Below are 25,731 nucleotides of genomic sequence, written 5' to 3'. Positions count from 1 at the left end.
AGAGCCTCCATGAAGAAGCTGATCGTTTGTCTCGCGTTGCTTTGCCTGTCCTTCGCGGCCGCCGCGGCCGACTCTCCGAAGGACGTGCAGGCGCTCATCGACCGCGGCGATTTCTCCGGTGCCGAAGTCATGCTGCGGCAGGCCGTCACCGAACACCCCTCCAGCGCGAAGGCGCACTACGTGCTCGCCGAAGTCCTCGCGCACGAAGGCAACATCGGCGAAGCGAAAACCGAGGCCAACAAGGCTGCGTCGCTGGATCCCGGTACGCATTTCACCGACCCGGCGAAGTTCCAGGCCTTCCAGCACAAGCTCGATGCCGCGCTCGGTCCGGTACAGGGGGCGCGCCGCCCTTTGGCATCGGCGGGGGACGCTGACGCTCCCCGTGCTCCCGCCGAGGGCGGTCATTCCTCTCACATCGTCGGCGTCGTGGTCGTCCTGGCGATCGTGATCGGCATCATCGTGCTCGTTCGTCGTCGCAGCGCGCCGCAGGCCAATGCGTATCCGCCGGTGCCGCCCGTGAACAACGTACCGCCGCCGTATGGTGGTTACGGCAACGGCGGCTACGGAAGCGGCCCCTACGCCGCACCGCAGCCTCCGCGCTCGGGCGTCGGCTCGGCCGTCGCGGCGGGTCTGGGTGGCGTCGCCGCGGGCGTGTTGCTCGACGAGGCGTTCCGCTCGCATGGTGAATCCGGCGGCATGCGTTCAAACGACGCGTTCGATGCCCCCAGCATGCCGAGCGATCCGACCGGCCAGGCGTATGACGATCTTCGCGATGAGCCGATCGACATGGGCAACAACGACAGTTCGTGGGACGACAGCGCCTCTGGCGATAGCGGCTCGTCGGACGACGACAACAGCTGGTAAGAAGCGGTCATGACGAAAGAAGCCATGCGGCCGGTACGGGCGCATGGCTTCTTTCGTTGGGGAGAGCCTGAGGGTTCGCCCGAGCAGTTCGCCTCAGGCGTCTCATATTCGGGACGTGTCGTCTATATTATCGGTCTATCGCGCCACATATGAGTCGATAGCATAGCCAGTGTCTTCCCACCACTGGAGTGCTTGCCATGACTATTCTTGTGACCGGTGCCACCGGCCGCGTCGGCCGCCACGTCGTCGACCAACTCGTGCAGCGCGGCGCCCCCGTGCGCGTACTGACCCGCGATGCCTCGAAAGCCCGCTTCCCTGACGGCGTGGAGGTGGTCCAGGGCGATCTGCTCGATGTCCCTGCCCTGCGCCAGGCATTCGAGGGCGTGAGTACGTTGTTCTTGCTCAACGCGGTGACAGGCGACGAGTTCACCCAGGCGATCGTGACCCTCAACGTGGCACGGGAAGCCGGCGTGGACCGGGTGGTGTACCTGTCGGTGCTGCACGCGGACCGCTTCGTCAACGTGCCCCACTTCGCCGTGAAGTCCGGCGCGGAGCGGATGCTGGAACAGATGGGGTTCGGGGCGACGATCCTGCGCCCGTCGTACTTCATCGACAACGAACACATGGTCAAGGACGTGATCCTGGGCCATGGCGTTTACCCGATGCCGATCGGACAGAAGGGGCTTGCGATGGTCGACGCGCGGGACATCGCCGACGTCGCGGCACGCGAACTGATCCGCCGCCACGATGCCCCTGCCCGCCTGCCGGTCGAGCGGATCAACCTGGTCGGTCCGGAGACGCTCACGGGGCCGGAGGTCGCGGCGATCTGGTCCGAGGTGCTGGGGCGTCCGGTGGTCTACGGCGGCGACGATCCGTCGGCGTTCGAGCAGAACATGGCGACGTTCATGCCACCGTGGATGGCCTATGAGATGCGTTTGATGGCGGAGCGTTATGTCAGCGACGGGATGATTCCCGAGGCCGGCGACGTGGAGCGCCTGACGCGGCTGCTGGGGCGTCCGTTGCATCGCTATCGGGACGTGGCGGCGGATATCGCTGCAGCGAGGTGAGTGCGTTGACGGGAGGTCTGCGCGAAAACCGGGAACCGGGGCCGTACGTACCGGCCTGCGCCGGTGCGAGGGCCCCCACGTCAACCGCTCACCGGGACGATAGCTGCGCCGGTACATCCTCCCGATGCCACCAGCCGCCCCCCAGCGCTTGGAACAATGCCACCGTATCGGCGTAGCGCGCGGCGGAGGCCTGGATGCGGGTGAGGCTGGCCTGTTGCCATGTCAGTTCCGCCGTAAGCACCGCCGTCTGGGGAAGGTCGCCGAGGGCCAACTGGCGCCTGGCGATGGCGAGGCTACGCGACGCCGCCTCCTCCGCGCGCTCCGCCGCGACCAGCGCGTCGGCGTCGGCCTGGATCGCATGGAGGGTGTCCGCGACGTTCTGCATGGCGACGATCACCGTGCCACGGTATTGCGCTGCCGCCTGGCGATAGGCCGCCTCCGCGGCACGCTGCTTGTGCTTCAGCGCGCCGCCGTCGAAGAGCGGTTCGGTCACGCTTCCGGCCAGGTTCCAGAATCCGGTGTTGCCGGTGAACAGGCGACTGGCCTTTTCCGACGCACTGCCGAAGCTCGCGTCGATCTGGATGTTCGGCAACCGGTTGGCGATCGCCACGCCGACCTGCGCGCTCGCCGCATGCAGCGCCTCCTCTGCCGCGCGCACGTCGGGCCGCTGGTCGAGCAACTGGGCCGGCAGGCTGAGCGGAAGCGTTTCCGGCAGGTGGAGGTCGTCGAGGTTAAACGTGGCGTCCAGCGGCTGATCCGGCGTGCGCCCGGCCAGGGCGGCGAGCAGGTCGCGTTGCTGGAGCAACTGCTTACGCAACGGCGGCAGCGCCGCGCGACTCTGTTCGAGCGTCGCGACCTGCGCGGCCACGGCGGCGTCCGCCACGTCGCCGAGCGCGTACTGCTTTCTGACCGTGTCCAGCACCTGGCCCTGCATCGCGATGATGCGCTGCGTGGCGTCGAGCTGGGCGCGTAACGACGCTTCGCCGATCGCCGCGTTGACCAGGTTGCTGGTCAAGGTGAGATAGGTCGCCTCGGTCTGGAACCGCTGCGCCTCGGCCTGCGCCACCAGCGACTCCACCTGGCGGCGGTTACCGCCCCACAGGTCGGGCGAGTAAGCGATGCTGACCTGTGCCGTGGTCAGGCTGTAGAGGCTACGCCCCGACGCGGCCGAGCTGGCGACGTCGTTCGCGACGTCCTGGCGGGTCGGGGTCACGCCGGCCGTAAGCGAGGGAAAGTACGCGCCGCGCTGGGCATAGACGTTTTCCCACGCCACCTGAAGCGCCGCGTTGGCCGCGTCGACATCGGCGTTGTGCGCGAGCGCGTCGTCGAGCAACGCATTGAGCGACGGCGAACGGAACAGCGTCCACCACTGCCCGGGCAGGTCCATGGCGGAAACGAAATGCTGCGAGGTGCCGGCGGTATCCGCCGTTGTCGCGTCGGGCGTGAACGCCTTGGCCTCGGGTGCCGCCGGACGATGGTAGTCGGGCCCGACGGCACAGCCGCCCAGCACCAAGGCGATGCCCGCGACGAGGCAACGTACGCCCCGACGACGATGGTTTGCGATACCCATGGCTCAGCTCTCCTTGATCGGCGCGACGGGCCGGCGACGGCGTTCGACGAAACGCTCGAGCACGTCGTACAGCGCGGGAAGAATGAATAGCGTCAACAGCGTCGCGATCACCAGGCCGCCGACCACCACCGTGGCCAGGCCACGTTGCACGTCGGTGCCGATGCCGGTGGCCATGGCCGCCGGCAACATGCCGATGCTCGCCACCGTGGCGGTCATCAGCACGGGACGGAAACGCTCCGCCGCGCCGAGCAACACCGCATCGCGCACGTCGTGTCCCTCGCGACGCAGGCGGTTGACGTTGGAGACCATGATGATGCCGTTTTGCACGGCCACGCCGAACAACGCGATGAAGCCGACCGCGGTGGCGATGTTGAGTGTTTCGCCCTTGATGTGCAGCGACACCAGGCCACCGAGCGCGGCCAGCGGTACGACGCCCAGCACCAGCAGTGCCTGGCGCAGGTTGCCGAGTTCGGCGAAAAGGAACACCGCCATCACCGCCAGCACCAGGCCCATCACGACCACGAGCCGGGCCTGCGCGCGTTGCTGGTTCTCGAACTGGCCGGCCCATTCGAGATGGTATTTCGCCGGGTCGAATGTCACCTTCGCGGCGATCTCGGCCTGCGCCTGGGCGAGGTAATCGGACAACGCGCGATCGCGGTTGTCGATGCGCACGGTGAGCTGGCGTTCGGTGCCCTCGTGCGAGATGGTGCTCTCGCCCGTCTGCAACACGATGTGGGTCACCATCGCCAGCGGCACGCGCGCGCCCGAGGGCGCGGTGAGCACGAGCTGTCCTAGGGCTTCGGGATCGGCCGCCACCCCGTGAGGCACGCGCGCGGTCACGTTGTAGACGCGATCGGCGACGTAAGCCTGGGTGATCGGGGCGCCGCCCACGCCGGTCTGGATCAGCGTGTTGATGTCCGCCACGTTGATGCCATAGCGCGCGGCCGCGTCGCGGTCGACCGTGACCGTCAGCTGGGGAATCGGCGGCTCCTGGAAAATCGACGCGTCGGCGGTCCCGGGAATCCCCTTGAGCACGTCGACGATCTCGCCGCCGATACGGCGCAGCTCCTTGAAGTCTTCGCCGTAGACGCGCAGCACCAACGGGCTGTGCGCACCGCCCACCATGTCGTTTTCGCCGTCGATGATCGGCTGGCTGATGCCGACGCTGATACCGGGGATCCGCTGCAGCCGATCGTTGAGCCGGCGGACGAACGCCGCCTTGGTCTCGCCCGACGGCCACTGGTCGTAGGGCTTCAGGCCCACCCCGGACTCGATGTGAGACGGGGTCCACGGATCGCTGCCGGTATCGTTGCGGCCGAGCTGGGTCACCACGTAGCTCACCTCGGGAAACTGCCCGACCACATGGCGGTACTCGCTGGCCATTTCACTGGCCTTCTCCATCGACAGGCCGCTGGGCAACTGCACCTGCACCCACAGCGAGCCCTCGTCGAGGTCGGGAAGGAACTCGCGGCCGATGGTGGAGCCCAGGGCGATCACCGCGATCAACGCGGCGCCCGCGATGGCGTACGTCACCATGGGACGGCCAAGCAGGCGCTCTAGCATGCGGTGATAGCCACCCTGGAGCCGCTCCAGCGGCTTGTTGTGGAACATCTTCCGCGGCTTGCGTAGCGCGATCCAGGCCAGCGCGGGCACGAGCGTGATGGCGCATAACAGCGCGCCCAGCAGCGCGTAGCCCACCGTATGGGCCATGGGCGAGAACAGCTTGCCCTCCGCGCGCTCGAAGGCCAGCAACGGCGCGTAGGCGGTGATGATGATCAACGTGGCGAAGAAGATGGGGCGGGCCACCTGCCCCACCGCGCCGAGCACGTCGGATTCGTGCAGGTAGGCGTCCGGATGCGCTTCCCGTTTGCGCAGGATCGCCTCGGTGACCACGATCGCGCCGTCCACGATCACGCCGAAGTCGATCGCGCCCAGCGAAAACAGGTTCGCCGGCATCTTCGTGAAGTGCATGACGATGAACGTGGTGATCAGCGCGAACGGGATCGTCACCGCGGCCACGAGCGCCGCCCGGGGGCTACCCAGGAAAAGGATCAGCACGATGCAGACCAGCAGCACGCCTTCGACCACGGTGTGCCCGACCTTGCTCACGGTGGCCTGCACCAGTTGGTCGCGATCCAGGTACGGCACGATGCGCACGCCCTGAGGGGCGAGCTGGCGGTTGAGCTCGTCGACCTTGGCGTGGATGCCCTTGAGCACCATCGAGGCATTTTCGCCGAGCAACAGGTCGACGATGCCCTCGATGGTGTCGGGGTTGCCGTCCTTGCCGAGGATGCCTTCGCGGATCTGGTGGCCGTATTGCAGCTTGCCCAGGTCGCCCACCCGGACCGGATCGCCGTTGTGCTGGGTGACCACGATGTCGCCCATGTCCTTCAGCGAGCGCATGAGGCCCTCACCACGGATCACGTACGACTGATCGCCGCGGGACACGCGTCCACCGCCCGCATTGGTGTTATTGGCGCTGAGCGCGTTGATCACGTCATTCATGCCGACGTTGAACTGCAGCAGCTTGCGCGGGTCGACCTCGAGCTGGAACTCCTTGGTGAAACCGCCGAAGTTGTCGACGTTCGCGACGCCCGGCACCTGTTGCAGCGCCGGGATCACCTTCCAGCGCTGGATCTCGGACAGCTCCATGAGATTGCGCGTGTCCGATGCCAGCGTGTAGCGGTAGATCTCGCCCGCGGGTCCGGAAACGGGATCGAGTCCCGGCGTCACGCCCTGCGGCAGCGTGACATTGGCAAGGCGTTCGGTGACGCGTTGGCGCGACCAGTAGATCTCCGCGCCGTCACGAAACACCAGGGTGATGAGCGACAGGCCGAACGTACTGCTCGAACGCATCGAGGCCAGGCCGGGCGTGCCGGCCAGCGCGCGCTCCAGCGGCGTGGTGATCTGCTGCTCGATTTCCTCGGCGGCGAGGCCGGGCACCTGGGTGGTGACCTGCACCGTCACGTCGCTGAGTTCGGGATAGGCCTCCACCGCCAGTTGGGTCCACGCGTAGTGGCCGTAGACCGCGACGAGCAGGGCCACGCCGAACACCAGCCCGCGCTTGTGCAGGCACCAGGCGATGATCTTCTCAATCATTGATCAGCACCCCGCCGGCGACCACGACGCGGTCGCCCGCCTTCAGGCCGGACACGATGCGCGACTGCTCGCCTTCGTCGGCGCCCAGTTGCACCACGCGACGGCGGAACGCCCACGGCGATACCTCGACGAAGACGGTCACGCTGTCGTTGTTCATCAGCAGCGCCGACTGCGGCACCAGCACGGCTTTTGGCTCCGGCACGGCGAAGGTGGCCGTGGCGAACATGTTGACCTTGAGCGCGTCGTCGGCGTTCGACACGGCGATGCGTGCCTTCACCCGGCGCGAGTCGGCGTCGAGCACGTCGTTCACCGACTGCACGGTGCCGTGCACGTGGCGCCCGGGCAGACCGGGCAGCACGATGTCGGCCGGCAGGCCAGGCACGATGCGTGATGCCTCATCTTCGGCGACGTTCGCGGTGACCCAGACGTGGGCCAGGTCGGTGATCGTCATCAGTGCGGCGGTGGGGTCGTTGGCGAATGCGCCGACCGCGACGTTGAGCGCGCTGACGCTGCCGTCGGTGGGCGAGACGATGTCCATGCGACGGTCGCCCCCATGCGGCACGATCGCGCCAGCGATCGCACCGAGCCTCGCCTGCGCGCGGTCGCGTTCGGCGCGCGCCTGCACGAAGGCGCTGCGCGCGGCCTCCAGATCCTTTTGCGCGGAACCACCGGCCTGCTCCACGCCTTCGGCGCGATCCAGGGCGGTCCTGGCGAGGGCGAGCGCGTCGACCGCTTTTTGTTGGTCGGCCATCGCCTGCGCGTAGTCGCCCGAGGCGATCACCGCGAGCACCTGGCCGCGCTTGACGTGATCGCCGAGCCGCACCTTTAGCTCGAGGATGCGCCCGGTCAGCGGCGCGGTGATGTTGAGCGTATGGGTGGGATCGGCTTCGACGCTGGCCGGTGCCGACAAGGCGTGCGGCAGGTCGCGTGCGGCGACGGCCTGTACTTTCAGGCGGCTTCGCAGGGGAGAAGACGCCGGCACGCGCAGCGTGCCGTGATCGTCGACGAACGCCGGTGCCGCTTCGTGCGACTGGCTGGCGTGGGAGCAGCCGCCCAGCAGCGGCAGGAGGGTCAGGGCCGCCAGGACATGGCGAAAACGGAACAGCATGGAAAATTCCCTGGTGCTTGGCTATGGAACACCGTCGCGGGCGAACCCACGAACGGATCGGGCACGGAGGGAAAGCGTCTCGCCGGCCTGGCGGCGATGGGTTCCCGTCCGCGGTGGACCAGCCCGGTCCACCGCGTCCGGGTGCCCGTCAGGGCGGCGCGGAAACGGCGGCCGGCATGGTCGTCGATGGATGGAAAGGGCGATCGCTGGTTGGGTCTGGGTCCAAGGTGTCGGTCCTCCTCAAGGGTTCGGCGATCCGCAGGGATCGGCCGAGACCGTGCCGCGCCACGCGCGGATAACGAAATACCAGCCGAAGCTGACCGTTGCCTTTCAGCGCGACGGCTTTTCGATGTGTTCGTGCCAACGCGCGACCGGACGCGACTGGCCGCTCTCACGGTGCCAGTGCATGTCGAGCGCCACGGTCGGGGTCCGGGTCTGGATCGGAGCCGGGACGGTCACCGTCCAGACGTGACGGTGCGCCGCGCGGCGGCGCAGCGTGGAACGCCCCGCGGTGCGCAGGCGGATAAAATCGCGAAGGAGCTTCATGGCCCATCTCCTCGTAACGGCCTCGAACGGCCGCCGGGGAATGGGCCGGTCTTCCCTAGTCGAGGAAAGCGCCGGCCGACCGTGGACGGTCGCCAGAGGCGATCAGGTTGTGATGCGACGTCGTCATCCGATGCGTGCGGATGTCGACGTGGCGACTAGGGTGAACGTCCATATGCCTTGGTGAAGTCGGACAGGAATGCCGCGGGCGTCGTCGCCCGGGCGGGGGCATTGTCTTGACGCACTGCCGCAGAGTCAATGCCTTGCCGAGCGAAAGTTCATGCGCTGCGCGACGGCCCTGCGCCTAAGCCCGCCAGCGTGTCTACGATGCCCGCCGTCGACCTGACCATCGGCACATGCGCGGGCGCACCGAACGTTCCATGGTCGTGCGTTGGCCCCGCCGCTCGCATGGCGGCGGGATCCATCGCTGTCCGGGGGTCACACGATCATGCGCTACACCGTACTGCCAGGCGCCTGCCTCGCCCTCTGCCTTGCCGCCTGTTCACCGTCGGCGCCGCCGGCACCGCCCCCGCTTACCGATTACACGGCTAACTCCGGTGCGCCGCGGGTTCCCGAACAGCTCGCGGTCGTGTTCGAGCATGCCGATCTGGGCTTCCGCGTCGATCCCGTCGCGCGGCGCCTCGACGGCGATGCCACGCTGACCTTCCGGCTCACGTCGCCGCTGCGGCGCGTCGTACTCGACCTGGACAGGAACCTGCCGATCGATGCCGTCCAGGTCGACGGTGCGTCGCTACCCCGTTCGGCGTATCGCAACGACGACGGCCACCTGGTGATCGACCTCCCGCATCCGCTCGGTGCCGGCGCACGGACCCGCGTGCGCGTGGTCTATCACGGACGGCCGCACACGGCGGTGCATGCGCCCTGGGACGGCGGCATGGTGTGGTCCAGGACACCCGATGGCCAGCCCTGGATCGCGACGGCGGTTGAAGGCGAAGGCTGCGACCTGTTCTGGCCGTGCATCGATTACCCGACCGGCCGGCCGGAACGCGTCGACGAACACGTGACCGTGCCCGCGCCGCTGGTGGCGGTGGGCAACGGCGTGGCCGTGGGGATGGACGAAAAGAACGGCCTGCGTACCTACCACTGGCGCGCCCACGACGTCAGCACCTATGGCGTGTCGCTCAACATCGGCCCTTACCGCGAACTCACGGCGACCTACCGGAGCCGTTTCGGCAACAGCTACCCGATGCACTACTGGTACGTCGACGACGAAACGAAAGCACGCGCGCTGTTCGCCGAGTTTCCGCCGATGCTCGACTACCTTGAAGGCACGATCGGGCCCTATCCCTTTGGCGCGGAAAAGATGGGCGTGGTCGAGACGCCGTTCCTGGGCATGGAACACCAGACGGTGAATGCCTACGGCAACCACTACGCGAAAAACCCCTACGGCTACGACGACCTGCTGCAGCACGAGCTCTCCCATGAGTGGTTCGGCAACCAGATGACCAACCGCAACTGGGACGACATGTGGTTGCACGAAGCCTTCGCCACCTACATGCAGCCGCTCTACGCGGGCGCGCTCGGCGGCAAGCAGGCGTATTTCGCCACGTTGATGCACCTGCGCACCCTGCTCGGCAACCGCAACGCGATCGTCTCCGGCAAGCCTCGCCGCGAGGAGGACGTTTATAACGACGATCGCGGCGGGCCGGGACAGGACATCTACAACAAGGGCGCGCTGATGCTGCACACCCTGCGCCAGACCATCGGCGACGATGCGTTCTACCGCGCCGTGCGCCTGCTCGTCTACGGCACCGAGCATCCGGTGCCCGGCCAGTTCGCCCCGCGCTATGCCACGACCGGCGACTTCATCGACGACGTGAATCGGGTCACCGGCAAGGATATGCGTTGGTTCTTCGACGTCTATCTCTACCAGGCCCGGCTGCCCGAGCTGAAGGTCAGCCGAGACGGGCAAACGCTGCGCCTGGCGTGGTCGGTGCCCGGCAACGGTGCCTTCCCCCTTCCGGTGGACGTGCAGGTCGGCGATCGCGTGGTGACGCTACCCATGGCGGACGGGCACGGTGAGGTCACGCTGCCCGAGGGGGCGCTGTACGTGGTCGACCCGGAATCCCGACTGCTGCGCCAGGATCCGGCAATCGACGCCTATCGCGAGTACGTCAAGGCGCGTGGCACGGCGAAATGAGGCCTCACGTCCACTAGAGGATCGCGGCCGGATACTCGTGGCATGGCGTCACGCCCGGACCGACGGAAAACGGGACCAGCGTGTGTCGACGGCTACCTGTTTTCCTCCCACGTGGATGCCCCCAACCGATGAAGACCCTCCCGTGCTGTCGCTGGATCGCCCTGCTGGCCACGGCGGCGCTGCTTGCCGCCTGCTACCCCGTGCGCGACACCTCGCGCCCGCCGGCCACGAAGACGCTGCCGGGCGACCGGCACGCGACGACGCTCGTCATCGCCCTTCCGGGTATCGCCGACAACCTCGCCTCGCTGGAAGCGGGCGGTATCGGTAACGCGGTGCATGGGGCATGGCCGGATGCGGACGTGGAACTCGTGGAGCTGACGATCGGCTACTACAAGGATGGACGCGCCCTGCCCGCGCTGCACGACCTCGTCGCGACGGCGCGACGCGAGGGTTACCGCCACGTATGGCTCGCCGGTGCCTCGCTGGGCGGCATGGGCGCCCTGCTCTACGACACGGCATGGCCGGACGACGTCGACGGACTGGTGCTGCTGGCCCCTTACCTCGGTGACGAAGCGATCCTGAAGGATATCCGCGCCGCGGGCGGCGTGGTCCGGTGGCAGGCACCGCCCGCCGCGATGCCAGGACCGGAGAACTGGCAGGCACAGCTATGGCGAAGGGTGAAAGCCTGGTCGGCGCGTCCAGGCGGCGACTCGCGCGTATGGCTGGCGTATGGCGACAAGGACAAGTTCGCGCCGAACATGCCCTTGCTCGCGCCGGCCGTGCCGGCATCGCACATCGTCACCGGCCCGGGCGTGCACGAGTGGACGACGTGGACACCGCTGGCCGCTCGCGTTTTCGCCAGGGCGCCGCACGGCGCCGCGACACCCTGACCAGAAGGATCCGTTACGCGTGTGCGAGCGCGTGATCGATGGCGGCGTGGATCGCCGCCACCTGCGCCTCGTTGCACTCCTCAGGCGTGGTGCGCGGGCTATCCGGGTACACCTCGGTGGTCGTCGTGTAACGCGCCGGGGTGATGCCCGCGCATAACCCGAGCGCCTTCAACGGATAGGCGATCACGCCCGGGGCGATCACCGGTGACCCGATGATCTCGCCGTTGGCGTCGGCCGGAGCGATGTGGGTGACGCGCGCCACCGCCTCGATCACCGCGTGCTGGAATGCCGGTTGCAGGTTTTCCGTGTCGTCGACGAGATAGAACCCGTCGGGTATCTCACCGGGCTCGTACGGCTTGCCGTCCCGCGCGGCCAGCGAGGGGCGGAATTCGGTCTCGTCGGAGTCCGTGGTCTCGTGAAGGTCGATGTGCATGCGCACGCGATCGCCCAGCGGCGCGAGCAGGCGCACGAGCGCCGCCGACTCGGCGGCCGGGCTGTCCGCGCGGAAATGACGGTTCGGGTCGATCGCGTCGGGGTTCCAGCGGTGGATGCGCTCGTATGCCCAGGGACTCACGCACGGTACGACGAGCAGGTTCACGCGCCCGGTGGCGTCGTCGTACCGTTCAAGGAACTGCAACGCACCGAGCACACCGCTGGTTTCGTAGCCATGCACGCCGCCGGTCACCACCATCACGGGGCGGTCGTCGCGCCAGTGGCGGCTGCGAACCGCCATGAAGGGATAGCGCACCCCGTCATAGGTGACGGCGCCGTATTCCTCGACATCGAACCGCTCGCGCAAGGCATCGACCCGCGTCAGCACGTCGACCGCGTAATCGCGCCGCTTCAGCTGCCTCGATCGCCACGTCGCGATATCCGCGGCATCCCAGGGCCGGCCGGGGGTGCCGACACGTTCGAACGATGCGGGTGCCATGGGCGCTCTCAGCAGGGGAAAGCCGCCATTGTAATGGCGGCGGTCGGCTTCAGTATCGTGAACCGCCCGCGCCTAAGCGCGCCACCTCGCGCCCACGTCGGCTACGGCACGCTCGGGTCTCTTTCCATCGCATGAGGAACCGCCATGACCCGAGGTGTCGGAGGCCGCTCGCCGGCCCATCTGCAGACGTATCTCGAAGGCGTCAGCTACCCCACCGATAAAACCGGATTGCGCGATGCCGCCGAACGCAACGACGCGCCGGACGAGATCCTCGACCTCATCGAGGAACTCGACGACCGCCAGTACGGGGGTCCCCAGGATGTGATGAAGGCCTATGGCAAGGTCGAGTAGACCCACGGCGTGATGCCATGAAAAAGCGTCATCGCGGATGACCGGGGCCATCCAGGCGCTCGACCTGACGATGGTTCGGCCCGTCCAGCCGCAGTGCTGTCGCGACCTTGTGGCGCCAGAGCGCGTTGCACCGGGGCGTTTTTTCGCGGGAAACTTGGTGTCCACCCTCGCTGCTCGGGCAAGTCCTCCGCGCTCGACAAGGCAGGCCGCTGACGCGGCCCGTGTGTCTAAGTGGGCCTTCGACCGCTCTCTTGTGCGGAACGCGCTTCGAGGGTGGACACCGAAGGCTCCCTCATCACCGCCTCACCGCCCCACCACGTCACCGTCCGGACCGGCGGCGACGCGTCTCCATTCAGTGCCCGGACCTGCCGTGAAGCGCCTAAAAAAAGACCCCGGCCGCCGGAAGGCGGTCGGGGCTTGCCTGCCCTGCACGAAGGGGGACAGCGTGAGGGGTGGCAGGCAATCAACCGGGGAGCGCCGATCGCCGCCCGGGCCGTCCCAGAGGAAAGACGGCCCGGGCCTGCGAACACGGCCGTGACTCCGCGCTCGACGCCACAATGCCATGCCATCCGCACGTGACGCGCGCCGGTAAGGCGAAGGCGATGTCACGAAGCTGAATCCCTCATGCCGTTCATCCCCGTGCAGGGCCCGTCACGCGTGATGTCCGGGCTGGGCACGAGGGGACCGACAGACTGCGCACTCCCCCACAGGAGGAGCGACCGGTGTTCAATCACAACAAACGTCTGCAATACACGGTGCGGGTCAGCGAGTGCAATCCAGCCCTCGCCAACCTCATGCTCGAGCAGTTCGGCGGTCCGCAGGGCGAGCTTGCGGCGGCGATGCGCTACTTCACGCAGGCGCTGGCCGAGGAGGACCCGGGCCGCAAGGACATGCTCCTGGACATCGCCACCGAAGAACTCTCGCACCTGGAAGTCATTGGCTCGATCATCGCCATGCTCAACCGCGGCGCGAAGGGACGGCTGGCCGAGGGTGTCGACGAGCAGGCCGATGCGTTTCGCGCCCTGCAAGGCGCCGGCAACGACAGCCACGTCACCCAGGTGCTCTATGGCGGCGGCCCGGCGCTGATCAACTCCGGCGGCCAGTTGTGGAACGCGGGCTACATCGACAGCATCGGCGAGCCGACGGCCGACCTTCGATCGAACATCGCCGCCGAGGCGCGCGCGAAGATCGTCTACGAGAGGCTCATCAACGTGACCGACGACGTCGGCGTGAGTGATGCGCTCACCTTCCTCATGACCCGCGAGATCGCGCACCAGAAGTCGTTCGAGAAAGCGCTTTACTCTATGGATCGCAACTTCCCGCCCGGCAAGCTGCCCGGCGATCCAAGGTTTACCGACGTCTACGTCAACACCTCGCGCGGCGAGGGCGACCGCACCGGCCCGTGGTGCGAAGGCCGCGGTTTTTCGACGGTTGTCGTGCCGGATGAAAGCACCCTGCCCGTGGACGGCGGCGACGGCCATGCCGACGTACGCCTCGGCGCCGAAGAGACCGCGGCGGTCCAGGCATTCGCCTCGCGCCTGGCCTCCGACCCGACGGTCGATCCGGTGACGGGCGCGGAGCTGGGCATGCAGTCGCCGACCGTCGCGGAGGACGACGACTAGGCCTCAACGGCCGGACCGCAGCCCTTCGACGAGGGCGGCGGTCCGTTCGTCGGCGTGGACGGCGCCGCCGGTACGCCGGGCGATATAGACGTCGCCGCTTTGCGCCTGGGGGGCGAACCCGCACGAGCGCACCATGGCCTCCATGCACGACGGGTTGGGCAGCCACCAGTTGCTCGGGTCGCCCGCGAACTCTCCCTCGACGAACGCCATCTTCGGCCAGCCATCCTCGCGCAGCCGATCCCGGCCGAGATAGCCCGGATCGCCCGTCTCCACCCCTGCGGGACCCTCGATGCCCAGGCTCTGGAAGACCAGCGTCTCACCGCAGACCGACGCCGCGAGGTCCAGGCCGAGCAGCGGATGGCGCAGGTGATAGAACACTCCCATGAACAGCACGATGTCGTACCGCTCGCGCACGCCCGCGAGCGCGTAGACGTCTTGCCTGCGAAAGCTTACCCGCGACGCGAGACCCAAGTGGCGCGCCGCCCAGCTCGCCTGCGCGAGGTAACGCGGATCGTGGTCCATCGCGACCACCTCGGCGCCCAGTCGGGCACATTCGAACGCGAAGAATCCCGCGTTGCAGCCGATGTCGAGCACACGCAATCCATGCATGTCGCCCGGCAGGCATGTCGCCAGGGCCTTCCATTTGAAAGATGGGTAGTCGCCCAGCGGATGATCCGGCGCGGTCTGTTCGCCGCCCGGCAGGTGCAGGTTGTGAAACCAGGGCGCGAGCGCGCGGATGTCGTCGGCCAGCGCACCGGTGGCGCCAAGACCTGGCGACTGCAGCGTTTTCAGGGTAGACATGCGATGTCCTCAGGCGGGATCGCGCACGCGGCGGAGCGTCGCCTCGGACAGGAGCTCCGGCAGCTGCAGCGCACGATGGCGAGCGGTGTGGCCGGACATCACGCGCTCTCGCGCGCGCTGGGCGATCGCCAGGCGCTCATGGTCGGTGACGCCGGTGAGGTACGTGCGAACGTCGTCGGTGCCATTCGCGACGAGGATGTCCTCGCCGGGGCAAAAGATCGTATCCAGCCCGTCCCAGGCGTCGGAGATGATCGGCACGCCGCAGGCCGCCGCTTCGAACAGGCGAACGCTCGGCGAATACCCCGCAGCGATCATGTCGTCGCGGGTGACGTTGAGCGTGAAACGCTGGGCGGTGTAAAACGCCCGATGGGCGGACGGCGGCACGTGCTCCGTGCGTTCGACGTTGGCCGGCCAGTCGACCTCGCCGGGATACAACGGACCGGCCACGGTGAAGCGCCTCTCAGGCATCGCACGCGCCGGCTCGATCAGCATCGAGGCCACCCTCGGTTGGCGGTCGATGCTGTAGGTGCCGAGGTACCCAAGGTCCCAGCGCGTGGCCGCCGTCGGATCAGGGTGATACGCCCCGGGATCGAACGCGCAATAGAACGCCCTGGCGCACGGCGAACCGTACTCCCGCTCCAGCCGGTCGAGCGTCGGGCCGCCGGTGAACGACAGGTACAGATCGAAACCGGGGATCAGTTCCGGGCTGAGGTAGGCGTGGTCCCCTGCGCGCAACCTGGCCAGGGTGACGGGCGTATCGATGTCGTAGAACGCGGTCACGCCGCGGGCTTCCATCTGCACCCATTCGCCCACGGCGACGCCATCGGGCACGTAGGAGCCGACGATCACCGCGTCCGCCGCGCGCACGAGCGGCGCGAAGCGCCGCCGCAGGTCGTCGAGGCTCACGTAGAGATGCGTGCGGCCGTAGGGTGGCTCGGGAAGGTCGCGCGCGCAGGCGTACCAGGGCACGTCGCGTTCGAGGAACGTCACGCGGTGCCCGAGGCGAACCAGTTCCCGCACCAGGCCCCGGTAGGTGGTGGCGTGTCCGTTGCCCCACGACGAGGTGATCGACAGGCCGAGGATGACGATGTCCATGCTCATGCCCAGTTACCCGCCCGCCGGGGAGCGGCATCGCCGGCCCGCCCGTCGAGCAGGGCTTCCAGTTCACGGGCACGGTGGGCGTACGTGTGTCCGGCCAGGACGCGGCGGCGCGCCGCCTCACCGATCGCGCGCGCACGGCCTGCCATCACCGCATCCAGATGACGTGCCACCTCATCGCCGTCGTGCGCCACCAGCACCTCCCTCCCCGGCTCGAGGAACCGTTCGATACCTTCCCATGCGTCGGTGATGAGGCAGGCGCCGGCGCCCGCGGCCTCAAACACGCGCGTGGCCGGTGAGAAGCCGTAGCGGGCCATCGATTCGCGGGAGACGTTGAGCACGGCGGCCGGGCTGACATTAAAGGCGTTGTGTTCGTGCGAATACACATGGCCCAGCGAACGCACGTTCGCGGGCAGCGGCTTGTCGTCCCACCCGCTGCCGCCCAGCAGGAACCTCGCCTGCGGGCGTGCCCGTGCGGCCGCGACGAAAAAAGCATCGACCCGTGCCTCGCGGTCGGGCAGGCGGTTGCCCAGGAAGCCGAGGTCGGCGTCGAAACGGGGTGCGCGAGCCACGGGATGGTGGGTGTCGGGGTCAAGCGCGTTGTAGATCGGCTGGCACGATCGTGCCCCGAAACGTCGATAGGCATCGACGACGGGGGCACCGCCGCCGTAGGTCAGCACCAGGTCGAAGCGTGGCACGAGTGCGCGAAACGGATGATCCGCATCGGCATCGAGGCCGTCGAGGGTCGCCGGCGCGTCCACGTCCCAGAAGATGACCGTGTTGTGCGGGCGCTTCAGGCTCAGCACGCCTTCCTCCAGCGTGCGGTCGAACACCCCCACGCCGCTCGTCTTCACGATCACGTCGGCCGTGGCCGCGGCGTCGAGTGCCATATCCACGGCCTGGGTGGTCGGTTCGTACACCACAACGTTGGCCCATGGCGGATCGGCGATGTCGCGATGGGCCTGCCGCCCATAGGCATCCGGTTCGTAGAAGGTCACCTCGTGGCCACGCGCATGCAGTTGGCGAATCAGGCCACGGTAGTAGGTGGCCGCGCCGTTCCAGTAGGCGGAGACGAGGCTGGAACCGAAGAAGGCGAATTTCATGCGTAGATCCTCCGCGTGGCGGACCCGGTGAGGTCGGCGTGGATGGCAAGCAGTTCATCGACACGGTGGCCGCAGGTGTGGCGTTCGCGGATGCGGGCAAGCCCGTTCGCGGCGAGTTCGGCGGCCATCGCCGGGTCATCGAGCACGCCGCGCATGTGCCGGCGCATGGCGGCGCCATCCGGCGCCAGGAGGTAATCGGTGCCCGCCCGGAACAGGCCTTCGAGGTCGTCCCATGGCGCGCTGATGAGCGGAATGCCGCAGGCCATCGCCTCGAAGGGCCGGATCGTGGGAATGCCCGGCAGGTCACGCACGTAGGGGCCTCGTGGCACGTGCACGGTGAAGCGGTGGCGGGCGAAGACGGCCGGCGCCTCGAAGTTCGCCAGCCAGCCGCGGTAGCGCAGTCCCGCCGCGTGGACCACGTCGATGGCGTCGTCCGGATAGCGCACGCCGTAGACGCTGCCGCGCAGACGCAGGTCCGCGGCGGGCTCGAAAAGAAACTGGCGAAGCTCGGCCGTGCGCTCGCCGTCGCCCCAGTTGCCGACCCACACCAGGTCACCCTCGTTCGGCGGGTCGTCTCGCGGGCGGAAGACGCGAACGTCGGCGGCTTCGTGCCAGGTCCAGCTACGTTGGGCCCAACCGCGCTCCAGGTAGAGATCGCGGATGATCCGGCCGAACGCGAGCACGCCGTCGTAGTGCCGCAGGTCGTAGGCAGCCATGGCGGTCGGATCGCTGACCGCGCGATGATGCGTGTCATGGAACAGCAGGCGATAGCGCCCGCCATCGCGGCGATGCTCGCCGATGCGACGCACCAGGTGGTGGTCGTTCCATTCGTGCACGAGCACGAGATCGGCGTCGTCGAGCACCTCGTCGAGGTCGATCGTGGGCAGGTCGTACGCATGGCTCGATAGCGCTGGATACGCCGCATGGAAAGCATCGATCGCCGCCGGGCCCGCGTCGGCCAGCAGATGGTCGACGCTCCAGCCCGATCGTGGCTCGTGCACCGTCACGCGGTGTCCCCGGGCCAGCAGTTCGGTGGTGACGCCGCGCAGGAAATGCGCGTTGCCATGGTTCCAGTCCGAGACGAGCGAGTGGTAGAACATCACGACGTGCATGGCTTTCGATCTCCTCTGAGCAAGGCGCTGTAAGCGTGCCGCCAGCCGGACACCATGCGCTCGGCGGTATAGCGCGACGCGTGGCGACGCGCCCTGGCACCCCATTCGCGTAGACCGCGACGATTGGCGGTGAGCATGTTGATGCGATCCGCCATGGCGTCCGGATCGTCCGGGGATACATAGACGGCCGTGTCGCCCCACAGCTCGCGCAGCGAGGGAATGTCGCCGAGCACCAGGGTGCAGCCGGCGAACGCCGCTTCCACCACCGACAGACCGAAGGGTTCGTAGCGCGCCGGCAAGGCGTAGATCGCCGCCCGTGAGTAGTGGCTGGCCATGGCCGACGGGCCGAGGGCACCGAGCAGCTCCACGTGGGTGAAGGCGACCCGCCCTCCCTCGGGATGACGCACGCTGCCGGCGACCCGGACCGGCCAGACGATCGACGCCGCCGCGCGATCGAGCGTGGCCACGTTCTTGGCGTCGTCCCAGACCCTGCCGGCGCAGAACACGAATGGCTGCTTTCGCGTCGGCGCGGTGGACGGCCGTTCGCGTCCGTTGTGGATCACTATAGAGCGAAAGCTAACGTCGTAAATCCGTGACAGGTCGGCGAGCATGGCATGGGTCGGCGCCACGACGAGGGTCGCCCTGGCGAGGCCACTGGCGACACGACGGCGATACGGCGCCCATTCCGGCCCGGCGGGCGTGCCGCGCACGGCCTCGTGCCAGGTGCCTACGCAGGAGTGGGCGACCACCACCGCCGGCACCCCCCAAGGCAGGCCGCCGTGGCCGAAGTGGTTCAGATGCACGACGTCCGGCCCGAAGCGCGTGGCCAGGTCCAGCAGCCACTCCCCGGCGGCGGCCTGGTTGTCGTCGTTCGCCTCCCGCATCCACTCCAGGGGGTAGTCGCCACAGACGACGCGCACGCCGGGCAACGCCTCGGCGGCCCGCAAGCGGCCGCGGTCGGGCGCGGGACCAAGCACCGCGATCAGCACCTCGACGCCGCGCGCCGCCAGACCCGCCGACAATTCCATCGTGAAGGTCCAGACGCCGCCCACGGCATCTGTGCTCATCAATACGCGGCGGACAAGCATGCGGGCGTGCCGTCGCCGGCGTCGTGGTTCATGTCACGAAACGCCCGCAGCCACGTGTAAAGCCGGCGTACGCCCTCCTTTGCGTCAACCGAGGCTTTCCAGCCGGTCGCTTCGGTGAAACGGCGGGTGTCCGACACGTAGTAGCGCTGGTCGCCGGGCCGCCAATCCGCGAACGTCACGTCGGGACGACGCCCCGTGAGGTCGCCGATCCAGTCGAGCAACTGGCGCAGGCTGATCGTGTTCGCTGTGCCGCCTCCCAGGTTGAAGGCGCGGCCGCTCAGGTCGTCCAGCCGGCGCGAGGCAAGCAGATAGGCCTCCACGGCGTCGTCGACGAAGAGCACGTCACGTACCTGCCGGCCATCGCCGTACAGGGTGATGGGCTGGCCGTCGAGCGCGCGCAGGAGGAAATGGGCCACCCAGCCCTGGTCTTCGGTACCAAACTGGCGGGGCCCATAGATGCAACTCATGCGGAACACCACCGAAGGCACGCCCATGCACCGGGCGTAATCGACGATGTACTGGTCCGCGCCGCCTTTGGAACAGCCGTAAGGGCTATGGAAATCCAGCGGCCTGTCTTCGCCCACGCCATGATGAAGCCACTTTCGATCGACGGGCTGGTAGCGGTCATCGACCCTCTCCAGCGCGATGTCGTCCAGGCCGCCGTAGACCTTGTTGGTCGAGGCGAAGATCACGCCCGGCACGCGCCGCTGCCGGCGCGCCGCTTCGAGCACATTCACCGCGCCGCCGAGGTTAACCTCGAAATCGGTCAACGGATCGACCAAGCTGGTGGTCACGGCCACCTGCGCCGCGAGGTGGAAGATCTCCGTCACCCCGTCCAGCGCCTCGGCGAGTCCATGACGGTCGCGCACGTCGCACGGGATGAACTCGATGCGGTCCGCGAAGCGCTCGCGCAGCCACGACAGGTTCGCCTCCACACCGGGTCGGGCCAGGCTGTCCACGATCCGCACGCGACGGCCGTCGCCCGCCAGCCGCGCGGCGATGTTGCAACCGATGAAGCCGGCCCCGCCCGTGATAGCCGACACGGGCGCATCACGGCGCAGCGGCGTCGGCCAGCCCGCCGCGTCCCGTACGCCAGCGAGGCCATGCGTCGACCATAGGCGATAAAGCAACTTGTCGCGCCCGTCGGCATGCTTCATGCCGAAGTGATAGTCGCGTTCGTCGTTATGGAAGCCCGCCTGCGACGACCGCTCGGGCGCAAGGTCGCGCAGCGACAGCACGTACATGCGCGACACCGGCAGGGCATGCGCCGACGCGATCAGCCTGACCTGCTCGAACTCATCGTGGCGCCAGGTGGAATAACCGGTTTCGGTCATCCATATCTCGCCGGGATGCCCATGGGCACGCAGCACGTCGGCCACGCGATCGATGCGCGTGGCCCACGACTGTCCGGGAATGTCGTAGCTGCCGGGAAACCCGTGCACGCCGACCACGTCGATATAAGGCATGAGGCCGTTATCGAACATGGTCTGCAGCCAGTGGGCGTCGATAGGCGACATGCCGCCGAGCACGGTCTTCTTGCCGCGCCGCTTCGCCCACGCGGCGGCGTTGCCGACCATCTCGCTGAATTTCAGCCACGACCGGTCGAGGCCGTAATTCCACTCGATCAGGTTGTTCGCTTCGTTCCACAACTCGACGTATTCGAAGTGTGCACCGTAGCGGTCGATGCAGACGTCGAGGAAGTCGGCGTAGTCCTTCAGGCGACGCGGCGGCGACGCGGTGCTGGGGACTTCGCCGAGCGATGGCGGCGTGTAGAGGAAGCACGGCAGCAGTTCGAAATGCGCCGCCAGACGTGGCACCAGCCAGTCGTACCACGCCGGGCCACCCTCGCGGAAGAAATCGGCCCACGAGATGCCGAAGCGAAGGTGGCGAACGCCCAGGGCGGTCAGTTCGTCGATGGCCGCATCGGCGAGGGCTCGGTCGCCCATGGCGAACCACTCGAGCACCCCGACCTCCGGATGCGCAGGCCGGACGTTCACAGCGTCAGCCCGCGGCGGTGCAACTCGTCGCTGGCTTCGGCCACGCGATCGACGGCGATCGCGCCCGGGAGCCACGCTACCAATTCCTCCAGGCCTTGTTGCAGGCCCACGTTGGGCTCGTAGCCCAAGTCCCGGCGGGCCAGCGAAATGTCGGCCACGCAGTGGCGAATGTCACCGACCCGATACTTGCCGGTGATCTCCGCTTCCAGCGGCGTGCCCACCGCGGCGGCGAGCCGCTGCGAGATGTCCGCGATCGTATGCGACTGGCCGCTGCCCACGTTGTAGACCTTGCCCGCCGCATCGGGGTGGTCATACGCGAGCCGGCAGGCCCTGGCCACGTCGTGCACGCTGACGAAATCGCGCCGCTGCAGGCCGTCCTCGAAAATCGTCGGCGACCGGCCGTTGAGCAGGCGCGACGCGAAAATCGCCAGCACCCCGGTGTAGGGATTGGACAGGGCTTGCCGCGGCCCATAGACGTTGAAAAACCGCATGGCCGTGGTCGGAATGCCGTAGGCTTCGCCGACCATCAGGCACAGGCGCTCCTGGTCGTACTTCGACAGCGCGTAGACCGACGAGAGATCGGGCGTCTTGTCTTCGGTCGTACCTATCGGTTCGAGCAAGCGCCCGGTTGCATCGTGCAGCTCCCACATGCCGTGGGCGAGCTGTCCACGACTGCGCCGCTGGCCGGTCACCCGCTGACCGTCGGGGTCGCGATAAAGCCCCTCGCCATAGATGCTCATGCTCGACGCCACGACCAGCCGCTCGACCGGGCGATCGATCAACGCCTCGAGCAACACCGCCGTACCGAGGTTATTGATCGACGTATAGCCGGCGATCTCATACATGCTCTGCCCTACCCCCACCGCCGCGGCAAGGTGGTAGACGCCGTCGACGCCGTCGAGCGCCTTGCGCACCGATTCCGGATCGCGCACGTCACCGCGCTGCAATTCGACGTCCCGCGACAGATACGCGGGTGAGGTCGCTCCCGGCCCATGGACCTGTGGGCTCATCACGTCCAGCGCGCGCACGCGATGCCCCTCCGCGAGCAGCTGGTCGGCGAGCCATGAGCCGATGAAGCCGGCGCCTCCGGTGATGAGTATCGTCTTTGCCATCGATGCATCTCACGTGGAACGGAGCGTCCACTGTCGGCGCCGATTCGAAGAGGACGCGTGAATCGTCGACGTATCGGCGACGACGTTGCTTAACACGGGTGTCGCCTTTGGTTTTGTGCACGCACGTCGCGCGACGCTTCACTCCTTTCGCACCGAACCGCCTACATGCTCCGACGCCACCAGGTCGCAAACGACGAGGGCTCCATCATGGCAAAGCTTTTGCGCGCATCGTCCGACGGATCCGCCGCGCGTCGTCCGCCGAGGGCGTTGATCGCGGGCGCCGCGGGGTTCATCGGCAGCCACCTCGTCGATCGACTGCTGATCGAAGGCTACGAGGTGATCGGGATGGACGACCTCATCACCGGTCGGCCGTGCAACCTCGCTCACCTCCAGGGCCATCCGCGTTTCAGTTTCGTTGAACACGACATCGCCCGGCCGTTCACCGTCGATGGCCCGCTGGACTGGGTGATGCACCTGGCCAGCCCCGCTTCCCCACCCAAATACCAGCAGTGGCCGGTGCAGACGCTCGAGGCGAACAGCTTCGGTACGCACCACCTGCTCGACCTGACTCGCGCGAAGGAAGCGACGTTCCTCCTCGCCAGCACCAGCGAGGTGTACGGCGACCCGCTGCACCATCCCCAGCAGGAAGAGGACTGGGGCAACGTCAATCCGAACGGCCCGCGTAGCATGTACGACGAGGGCAAGCGTTATGCCGAGGCGGCGACCATGACCTACCACCGCCACTATGGCCTCCCGGTGCGGATCGTGCGCATCTTCAACACCTACGGCCCTCGCATGGACCTGCACGATGGCCGCATCGTCACCAATTTCATCCGCCAGGCGCTGTCGGGCGAACCATTGACGATCTTCGGCGACGGCAGCCAGACGCGCAGCCTGCAATACGTCAGCGACCTCCTCGACGGCATCGTGCGCTACATGGCTTGCGACGACTGCGGCCCGATGAACCTCGGCAATCCCGTGGAACGCAGCGTGAGCTCGATCGCGCAGATGATTCTCCACCTGACCGGCAGCGCATCGCCGATCGTCTACCGCGACCTGCCCCAGAACGATCCACGCCGGCGGCGCCCGGATATCTCGCGCGCGCGTGCCCTGCTCGGCTGGCAGCCGCGCATCGACGCCGAAGAAGGCCTTGCACTGACGATCGCCGCCGCGCGCGAGGCGATGATGTTACCGCCGGAGCCCTTCGAGGCCGCCGTAACACCCCGCGTGGCTCAGGGCGCGTAGATCGCGTCCATGATCCGGGCGACGTCCACGACGGTTTGGACGCCGTCGTCATAGGCAGGGGAACGCCGCACGTTCGATGCCCAGTCGACGATCGCCCGGCCGCCCCATGCGTCGGGCGGCGACGCCAGCGTCGTCCGCTGTCGTCCGTCGAAGCGCTCCAGCACGAAATCGAAGAACGACCCGTCGACGTTGCGCAAACCGATGCCACCGCCGGTACCGTAGATACGCATGCCGATCTCGGCGTCTTGCCCGACGGGGAGGTTCCACGAACAGGCCAGGTCCACCACCGTGCCGCCGTCCAGCCGCAAGCGCGCCGTGGCATAGTCCTCGACGGCGTCCGGCAGGTCACGGAGCGGGCGGCCCTGGCTGAAACAATCGCCGCGCACGTCCAATACGCGTGGCGCGCCGAGCAGCCAAAGGGCGAGGTCGACCAGATGGATGCCCAGGTCGATCACGCACCCGCCACCGGAAAGCCTGCGGTCGTAGAACCATGGCTTGCCTGGCCCATACGCGTTATGGAAGGTCAGCTGCATCGCATAGACGTGTCCCAGGTCGCCGCGGCGTAGCAGCTCGTGGACGTGGTCCATCCCTGCCAGGTGCCGGTAACTGAGATCGACGCCGAGGCGGCGGTCGTTCCTGCGCGCCGCCTCAACGGCCGCGGCGGCTTCATCGCCATGACGACCGAGCGGCTTCTGGCAAAACACCGGCAGCCCCCGCTCAAGGGCGTCGATGCACTGCATGGCGTGCGCCGCGCTGGGAGTGGCGATCACCACGCCGTCGATGTCGCGGGCGCACAGTTCGTCGAACGAGGCGCATACCGTGGCGTCCGGCGCGATGCCCCTGGCGTCGTCGAGACATCCGGTATCCGGATCGAGCAGGGCTACGGCGTCGGCGAGCCCGGCGTCGAGCAGCGCCTGCATGCGGTGCCTTCCGATCCAGCCGACGCCGGCAAAGCCAAGTTTCAGGGGACGGGGCGTCATGTGGCCTCCTCCATCTCCACCACCGCCTTCACGAAACCGGGCGGCCGCGCCCTGACGTAACCCATGGCTTCGCCGATGCGCCGCAAGGGAAAGCGATGAGTGATCAGCAACGAGAGGTCGAGCCGACCGTCCACCACGGCCTCCACGGCGAGACGGATACCCTCGGTGGCGATGGCCGGATCGCGCTCGTGCGCATTGATGACGTCGATGCCTCGCCAGTTCCATAGCTGCACGTTGACCTGTCGCATGCCGTCCTGGTGGAAGCCGGCGATGACCAGCCGCCCACGGGCCCCGGTGAATTCGCCGGCGAGATCGAGGGGCCAGTTCTTGCCCGTGCATTCGAAGACCCGCTGGCAAAAGTCGCCGTGCGTATACGTGGACATCGCCTCGAGGAGGCGTTGGTGATCGTCCATCACCAACGTGTGCGATGCCCCGCAGCGGCGGGCCAGGTCCAGGGCCGCCTCGGTACGCGCCACGGCCACCACGCGCGCGCCAGCACGGGCCGCGAGCTGGATCAGGGCTGCGCCGAGGAAGCCCACCCCCACCACCGCCACCGTGTCATCGGACCGGACGTCGCCACGACGGTAGATGTTCATCGCGCAGCCCAGCGCCTCCCCGGGAAACGACTGTCCGGCGAGCGAGGGCGGTAGCGGCACGACGTGCGCGGCGTCCGCGAGGTCGTAATCGGCATAGGCACGATACGAGAGCACCGCCACGGCGTCGCCGCACCGCACGGAGGTCACGCCGTCGCCGACCGCGTCGACGGTGCCCCAGCCCTCATGGCCGAGATGGCCCGGCTCCATGGGATAGTCGAACCACGGCCTGCCTTCAAAGGCCGGCAGGTTCGACGCACATAAACCGCTGCCCTTCAGGCGCACGCGCACCTGTCCTGGCCCGGGTACGGGCAAAGGCGCGTCGGTCACGTCGAATGCGCCGGGCGCGGTCAGCACCGCGGCGCGCATGCCTGGGGAATCGTTCACGCAAGGCTC

At 67.8% G+C, this 25,731-nt stretch carries 21 protein-coding genes; 7 read left to right on the top strand and 14 right to left on the bottom strand.

The genetic code is table 11. From position 1 onward, the window contains the following. Positions 1 to 9 precede the first annotated feature (9 nt). A complete protein-coding gene (locus PI246_RS13665) occupies positions 10 to 864 on the top strand; it encodes a tetratricopeptide repeat protein (protein WP_320551861.1) in 855 nt (284 codons plus the stop codon). A gap of 197 nt (positions 865 to 1,061) precedes the next feature. Continuing rightward, on the top strand, positions 1,062 to 1,931 hold the full coding sequence (locus PI246_RS13660; protein ID WP_320551860.1) for an SDR family oxidoreductase: 870 nt from the start codon (positions 1,062 to 1,064) through the stop codon (positions 1,929 to 1,931). Between the two features lie 88 nt (positions 1,932 to 2,019). Here PI246_RS13660 and PI246_RS13655 read toward each other — a convergent pair whose 3' ends face one another. The 4 genes from PI246_RS13655 to PI246_RS13640 form a co-directional block, all read right to left on the bottom strand. Further along, the gene (locus PI246_RS13655) at positions 2,020 to 3,501 is read right to left on the bottom strand and encodes an efflux transporter outer membrane subunit (RefSeq protein ID WP_320551859.1); all 1,482 of its coding nucleotides are present in this window, start codon (positions 3,499 to 3,501) and stop codon (positions 2,020 to 2,022) included. A 3-nt stretch (positions 3,502 to 3,504) separates the two neighbouring features. After that, a complete protein-coding gene (locus PI246_RS13650; protein ID WP_320551858.1) occupies positions 3,505 to 6,600 on the bottom strand; it encodes an efflux RND transporter permease subunit in 3,096 nt (1,031 codons plus the stop codon). Continuing rightward, entirely contained in the window at positions 6,593 to 7,708 is a 1,116-nt protein-coding gene (locus tag PI246_RS13645; RefSeq protein ID WP_320551857.1) for an efflux RND transporter periplasmic adaptor subunit, read from the bottom strand. Before PI246_RS13645 ends, PI246_RS13650 begins: the two co-directional genes overlap by 8 nt. 330 nt (positions 7,709 to 8,038) lie before the next feature. Next, complete coding sequence (locus PI246_RS13640) at positions 8,039 to 8,254, bottom strand: hypothetical protein (RefSeq protein WP_320551856.1); 216 nt, start codon at positions 8,252 to 8,254, stop codon at positions 8,039 to 8,041. A gap of 445 nt (positions 8,255 to 8,699) precedes the next feature. Between PI246_RS13640 and PI246_RS13635 the strand changes: the two genes are divergently transcribed. Beyond that, positions 8,700 to 10,412 (top strand): M1 family metallopeptidase, encoded by a 1,713-nt coding sequence (locus tag PI246_RS13635; RefSeq protein WP_320551855.1) that lies wholly within the window; start codon positions 8,700 to 8,702, stop codon positions 10,410 to 10,412. A gap of 128 nt (positions 10,413 to 10,540) precedes the next feature. Continuing rightward, on the top strand, positions 10,541 to 11,302 hold the full coding sequence (locus tag PI246_RS13630; RefSeq protein WP_320551854.1) for an alpha/beta hydrolase-fold protein: 762 nt from the start codon (positions 10,541 to 10,543) through the stop codon (positions 11,300 to 11,302). 13 nt (positions 11,303 to 11,315) lie between these two features. Here PI246_RS13630 and PI246_RS13625 read toward each other — a convergent pair whose 3' ends face one another. Continuing rightward, the gene (locus tag PI246_RS13625) at positions 11,316 to 12,233 is read right to left on the bottom strand and encodes a M14 family metallopeptidase (protein ID WP_320551853.1); all 918 of its coding nucleotides are present in this window, start codon (positions 12,231 to 12,233) and stop codon (positions 11,316 to 11,318) included. Between the two features lie 144 nt (positions 12,234 to 12,377). Between PI246_RS13625 and PI246_RS13620 the strand changes: the two genes are divergently transcribed. Beyond that, positions 12,378 to 12,584 (top strand): DUF2795 domain-containing protein, encoded by a 207-nt coding sequence (locus tag PI246_RS13620; protein ID WP_320551852.1) that lies wholly within the window; start codon positions 12,378 to 12,380, stop codon positions 12,582 to 12,584. A gap of 722 nt (positions 12,585 to 13,306) precedes the next feature. After that, positions 13,307 to 14,206 (top strand): manganese catalase family protein, encoded by a 900-nt coding sequence (locus PI246_RS13615; RefSeq protein WP_320551851.1) that lies wholly within the window; start codon positions 13,307 to 13,309, stop codon positions 14,204 to 14,206. Positions 14,207 to 14,209: 3 nt separating this feature from the next. On the opposite strand, the gene PI246_RS13610 is transcribed toward PI246_RS13615, so the two are convergent. Genes PI246_RS13610 through PI246_RS13580 form a run of 7 tightly spaced genes read right to left on the bottom strand, consistent with a single transcriptional unit; the run spans position 14,210 to position 22,517 of the window. Further along, complete coding sequence (locus PI246_RS13610; RefSeq protein ID WP_320551850.1) at positions 14,210 to 15,007, bottom strand: methyltransferase domain-containing protein; 798 nt, start codon at positions 15,005 to 15,007, stop codon at positions 14,210 to 14,212. Positions 15,008 to 15,016: 9 nt separating this feature from the next. After that, a complete protein-coding gene (locus PI246_RS13605) occupies positions 15,017 to 16,108 on the bottom strand; it encodes a CgeB family protein (RefSeq protein ID WP_320551849.1) in 1,092 nt (363 codons plus the stop codon). Continuing rightward, complete coding sequence (locus PI246_RS13600; protein ID WP_320551848.1) at positions 16,105 to 17,208, bottom strand: CgeB family protein; 1,104 nt, start codon at positions 17,206 to 17,208, stop codon at positions 16,105 to 16,107. Before PI246_RS13600 ends, PI246_RS13605 begins: the two co-directional genes overlap by 4 nt. Further along, positions 17,205 to 18,320, bottom strand: a complete 1,116-nt coding sequence (locus PI246_RS13595) for a CgeB family protein (RefSeq protein WP_320551847.1) — start codon at positions 18,318 to 18,320, stop codon at positions 17,205 to 17,207. Before PI246_RS13595 ends, PI246_RS13600 begins: the two co-directional genes overlap by 4 nt. Next, positions 18,308 to 19,387 (bottom strand): glycosyltransferase family 4 protein, encoded by a 1,080-nt coding sequence (locus tag PI246_RS13590; protein ID WP_320551846.1) that lies wholly within the window; start codon positions 19,385 to 19,387, stop codon positions 18,308 to 18,310. Before PI246_RS13590 ends, PI246_RS13595 begins: the two co-directional genes overlap by 13 nt. After that, positions 19,387 to 21,405, bottom strand: a complete 2,019-nt coding sequence (locus tag PI246_RS13585; protein WP_320551845.1) for an NAD-dependent epimerase/dehydratase family protein — start codon at positions 21,403 to 21,405, stop codon at positions 19,387 to 19,389. The genes PI246_RS13590 and PI246_RS13585 overlap by 1 nt, the downstream gene beginning before the upstream one ends. After that, positions 21,402 to 22,517: an NAD-dependent epimerase/dehydratase family protein gene (locus PI246_RS13580; protein WP_320551844.1), complete on the bottom strand. Its 1,116-nt coding sequence runs from the start codon at positions 22,515 to 22,517 to the stop codon at positions 21,402 to 21,404. Before PI246_RS13580 ends, PI246_RS13585 begins: the two co-directional genes overlap by 4 nt. Positions 22,518 to 22,724: 207 nt before the next feature. On the opposite strand from PI246_RS13580, the gene PI246_RS13575 reads away from it, so the two are divergent. Next, positions 22,725 to 23,762, top strand: a complete 1,038-nt coding sequence (locus PI246_RS13575; RefSeq protein WP_320551843.1) for a UDP-glucuronic acid decarboxylase family protein — start codon at positions 22,725 to 22,727, stop codon at positions 23,760 to 23,762. On the opposite strand, the gene PI246_RS13570 is transcribed toward PI246_RS13575, so the two are convergent. Together PI246_RS13570 and PI246_RS13565 are read right to left on the bottom strand one after the other, a co-directional pair. Continuing rightward, positions 23,750 to 24,742, bottom strand: a complete 993-nt coding sequence (locus tag PI246_RS13570) for a Gfo/Idh/MocA family protein (protein WP_320551842.1) — start codon at positions 24,740 to 24,742, stop codon at positions 23,750 to 23,752. The two genes, PI246_RS13575 and PI246_RS13570, sit on opposite strands and share 13 nt — an antisense overlap. Next, the gene (locus PI246_RS13565; RefSeq protein WP_320551841.1) at positions 24,739 to 25,722 is read right to left on the bottom strand and encodes an MDR/zinc-dependent alcohol dehydrogenase-like family protein; all 984 of its coding nucleotides are present in this window, start codon (positions 25,720 to 25,722) and stop codon (positions 24,739 to 24,741) included. The genes PI246_RS13570 and PI246_RS13565 overlap by 4 nt, the downstream gene beginning before the upstream one ends. Positions 25,723 to 25,731 lie beyond the last annotated feature (9 nt).

The organism is Luteibacter sahnii (assembly GCF_034063545.1).
Lineage (GTDB): Bacteria > Pseudomonadota > Gammaproteobacteria > Xanthomonadales > Rhodanobacteraceae > Luteibacter > Luteibacter sahnii.
Note: the sequence above shows the minus strand (reverse complement) of the source record. Positions and strands in the feature narration are given on the sequence as shown.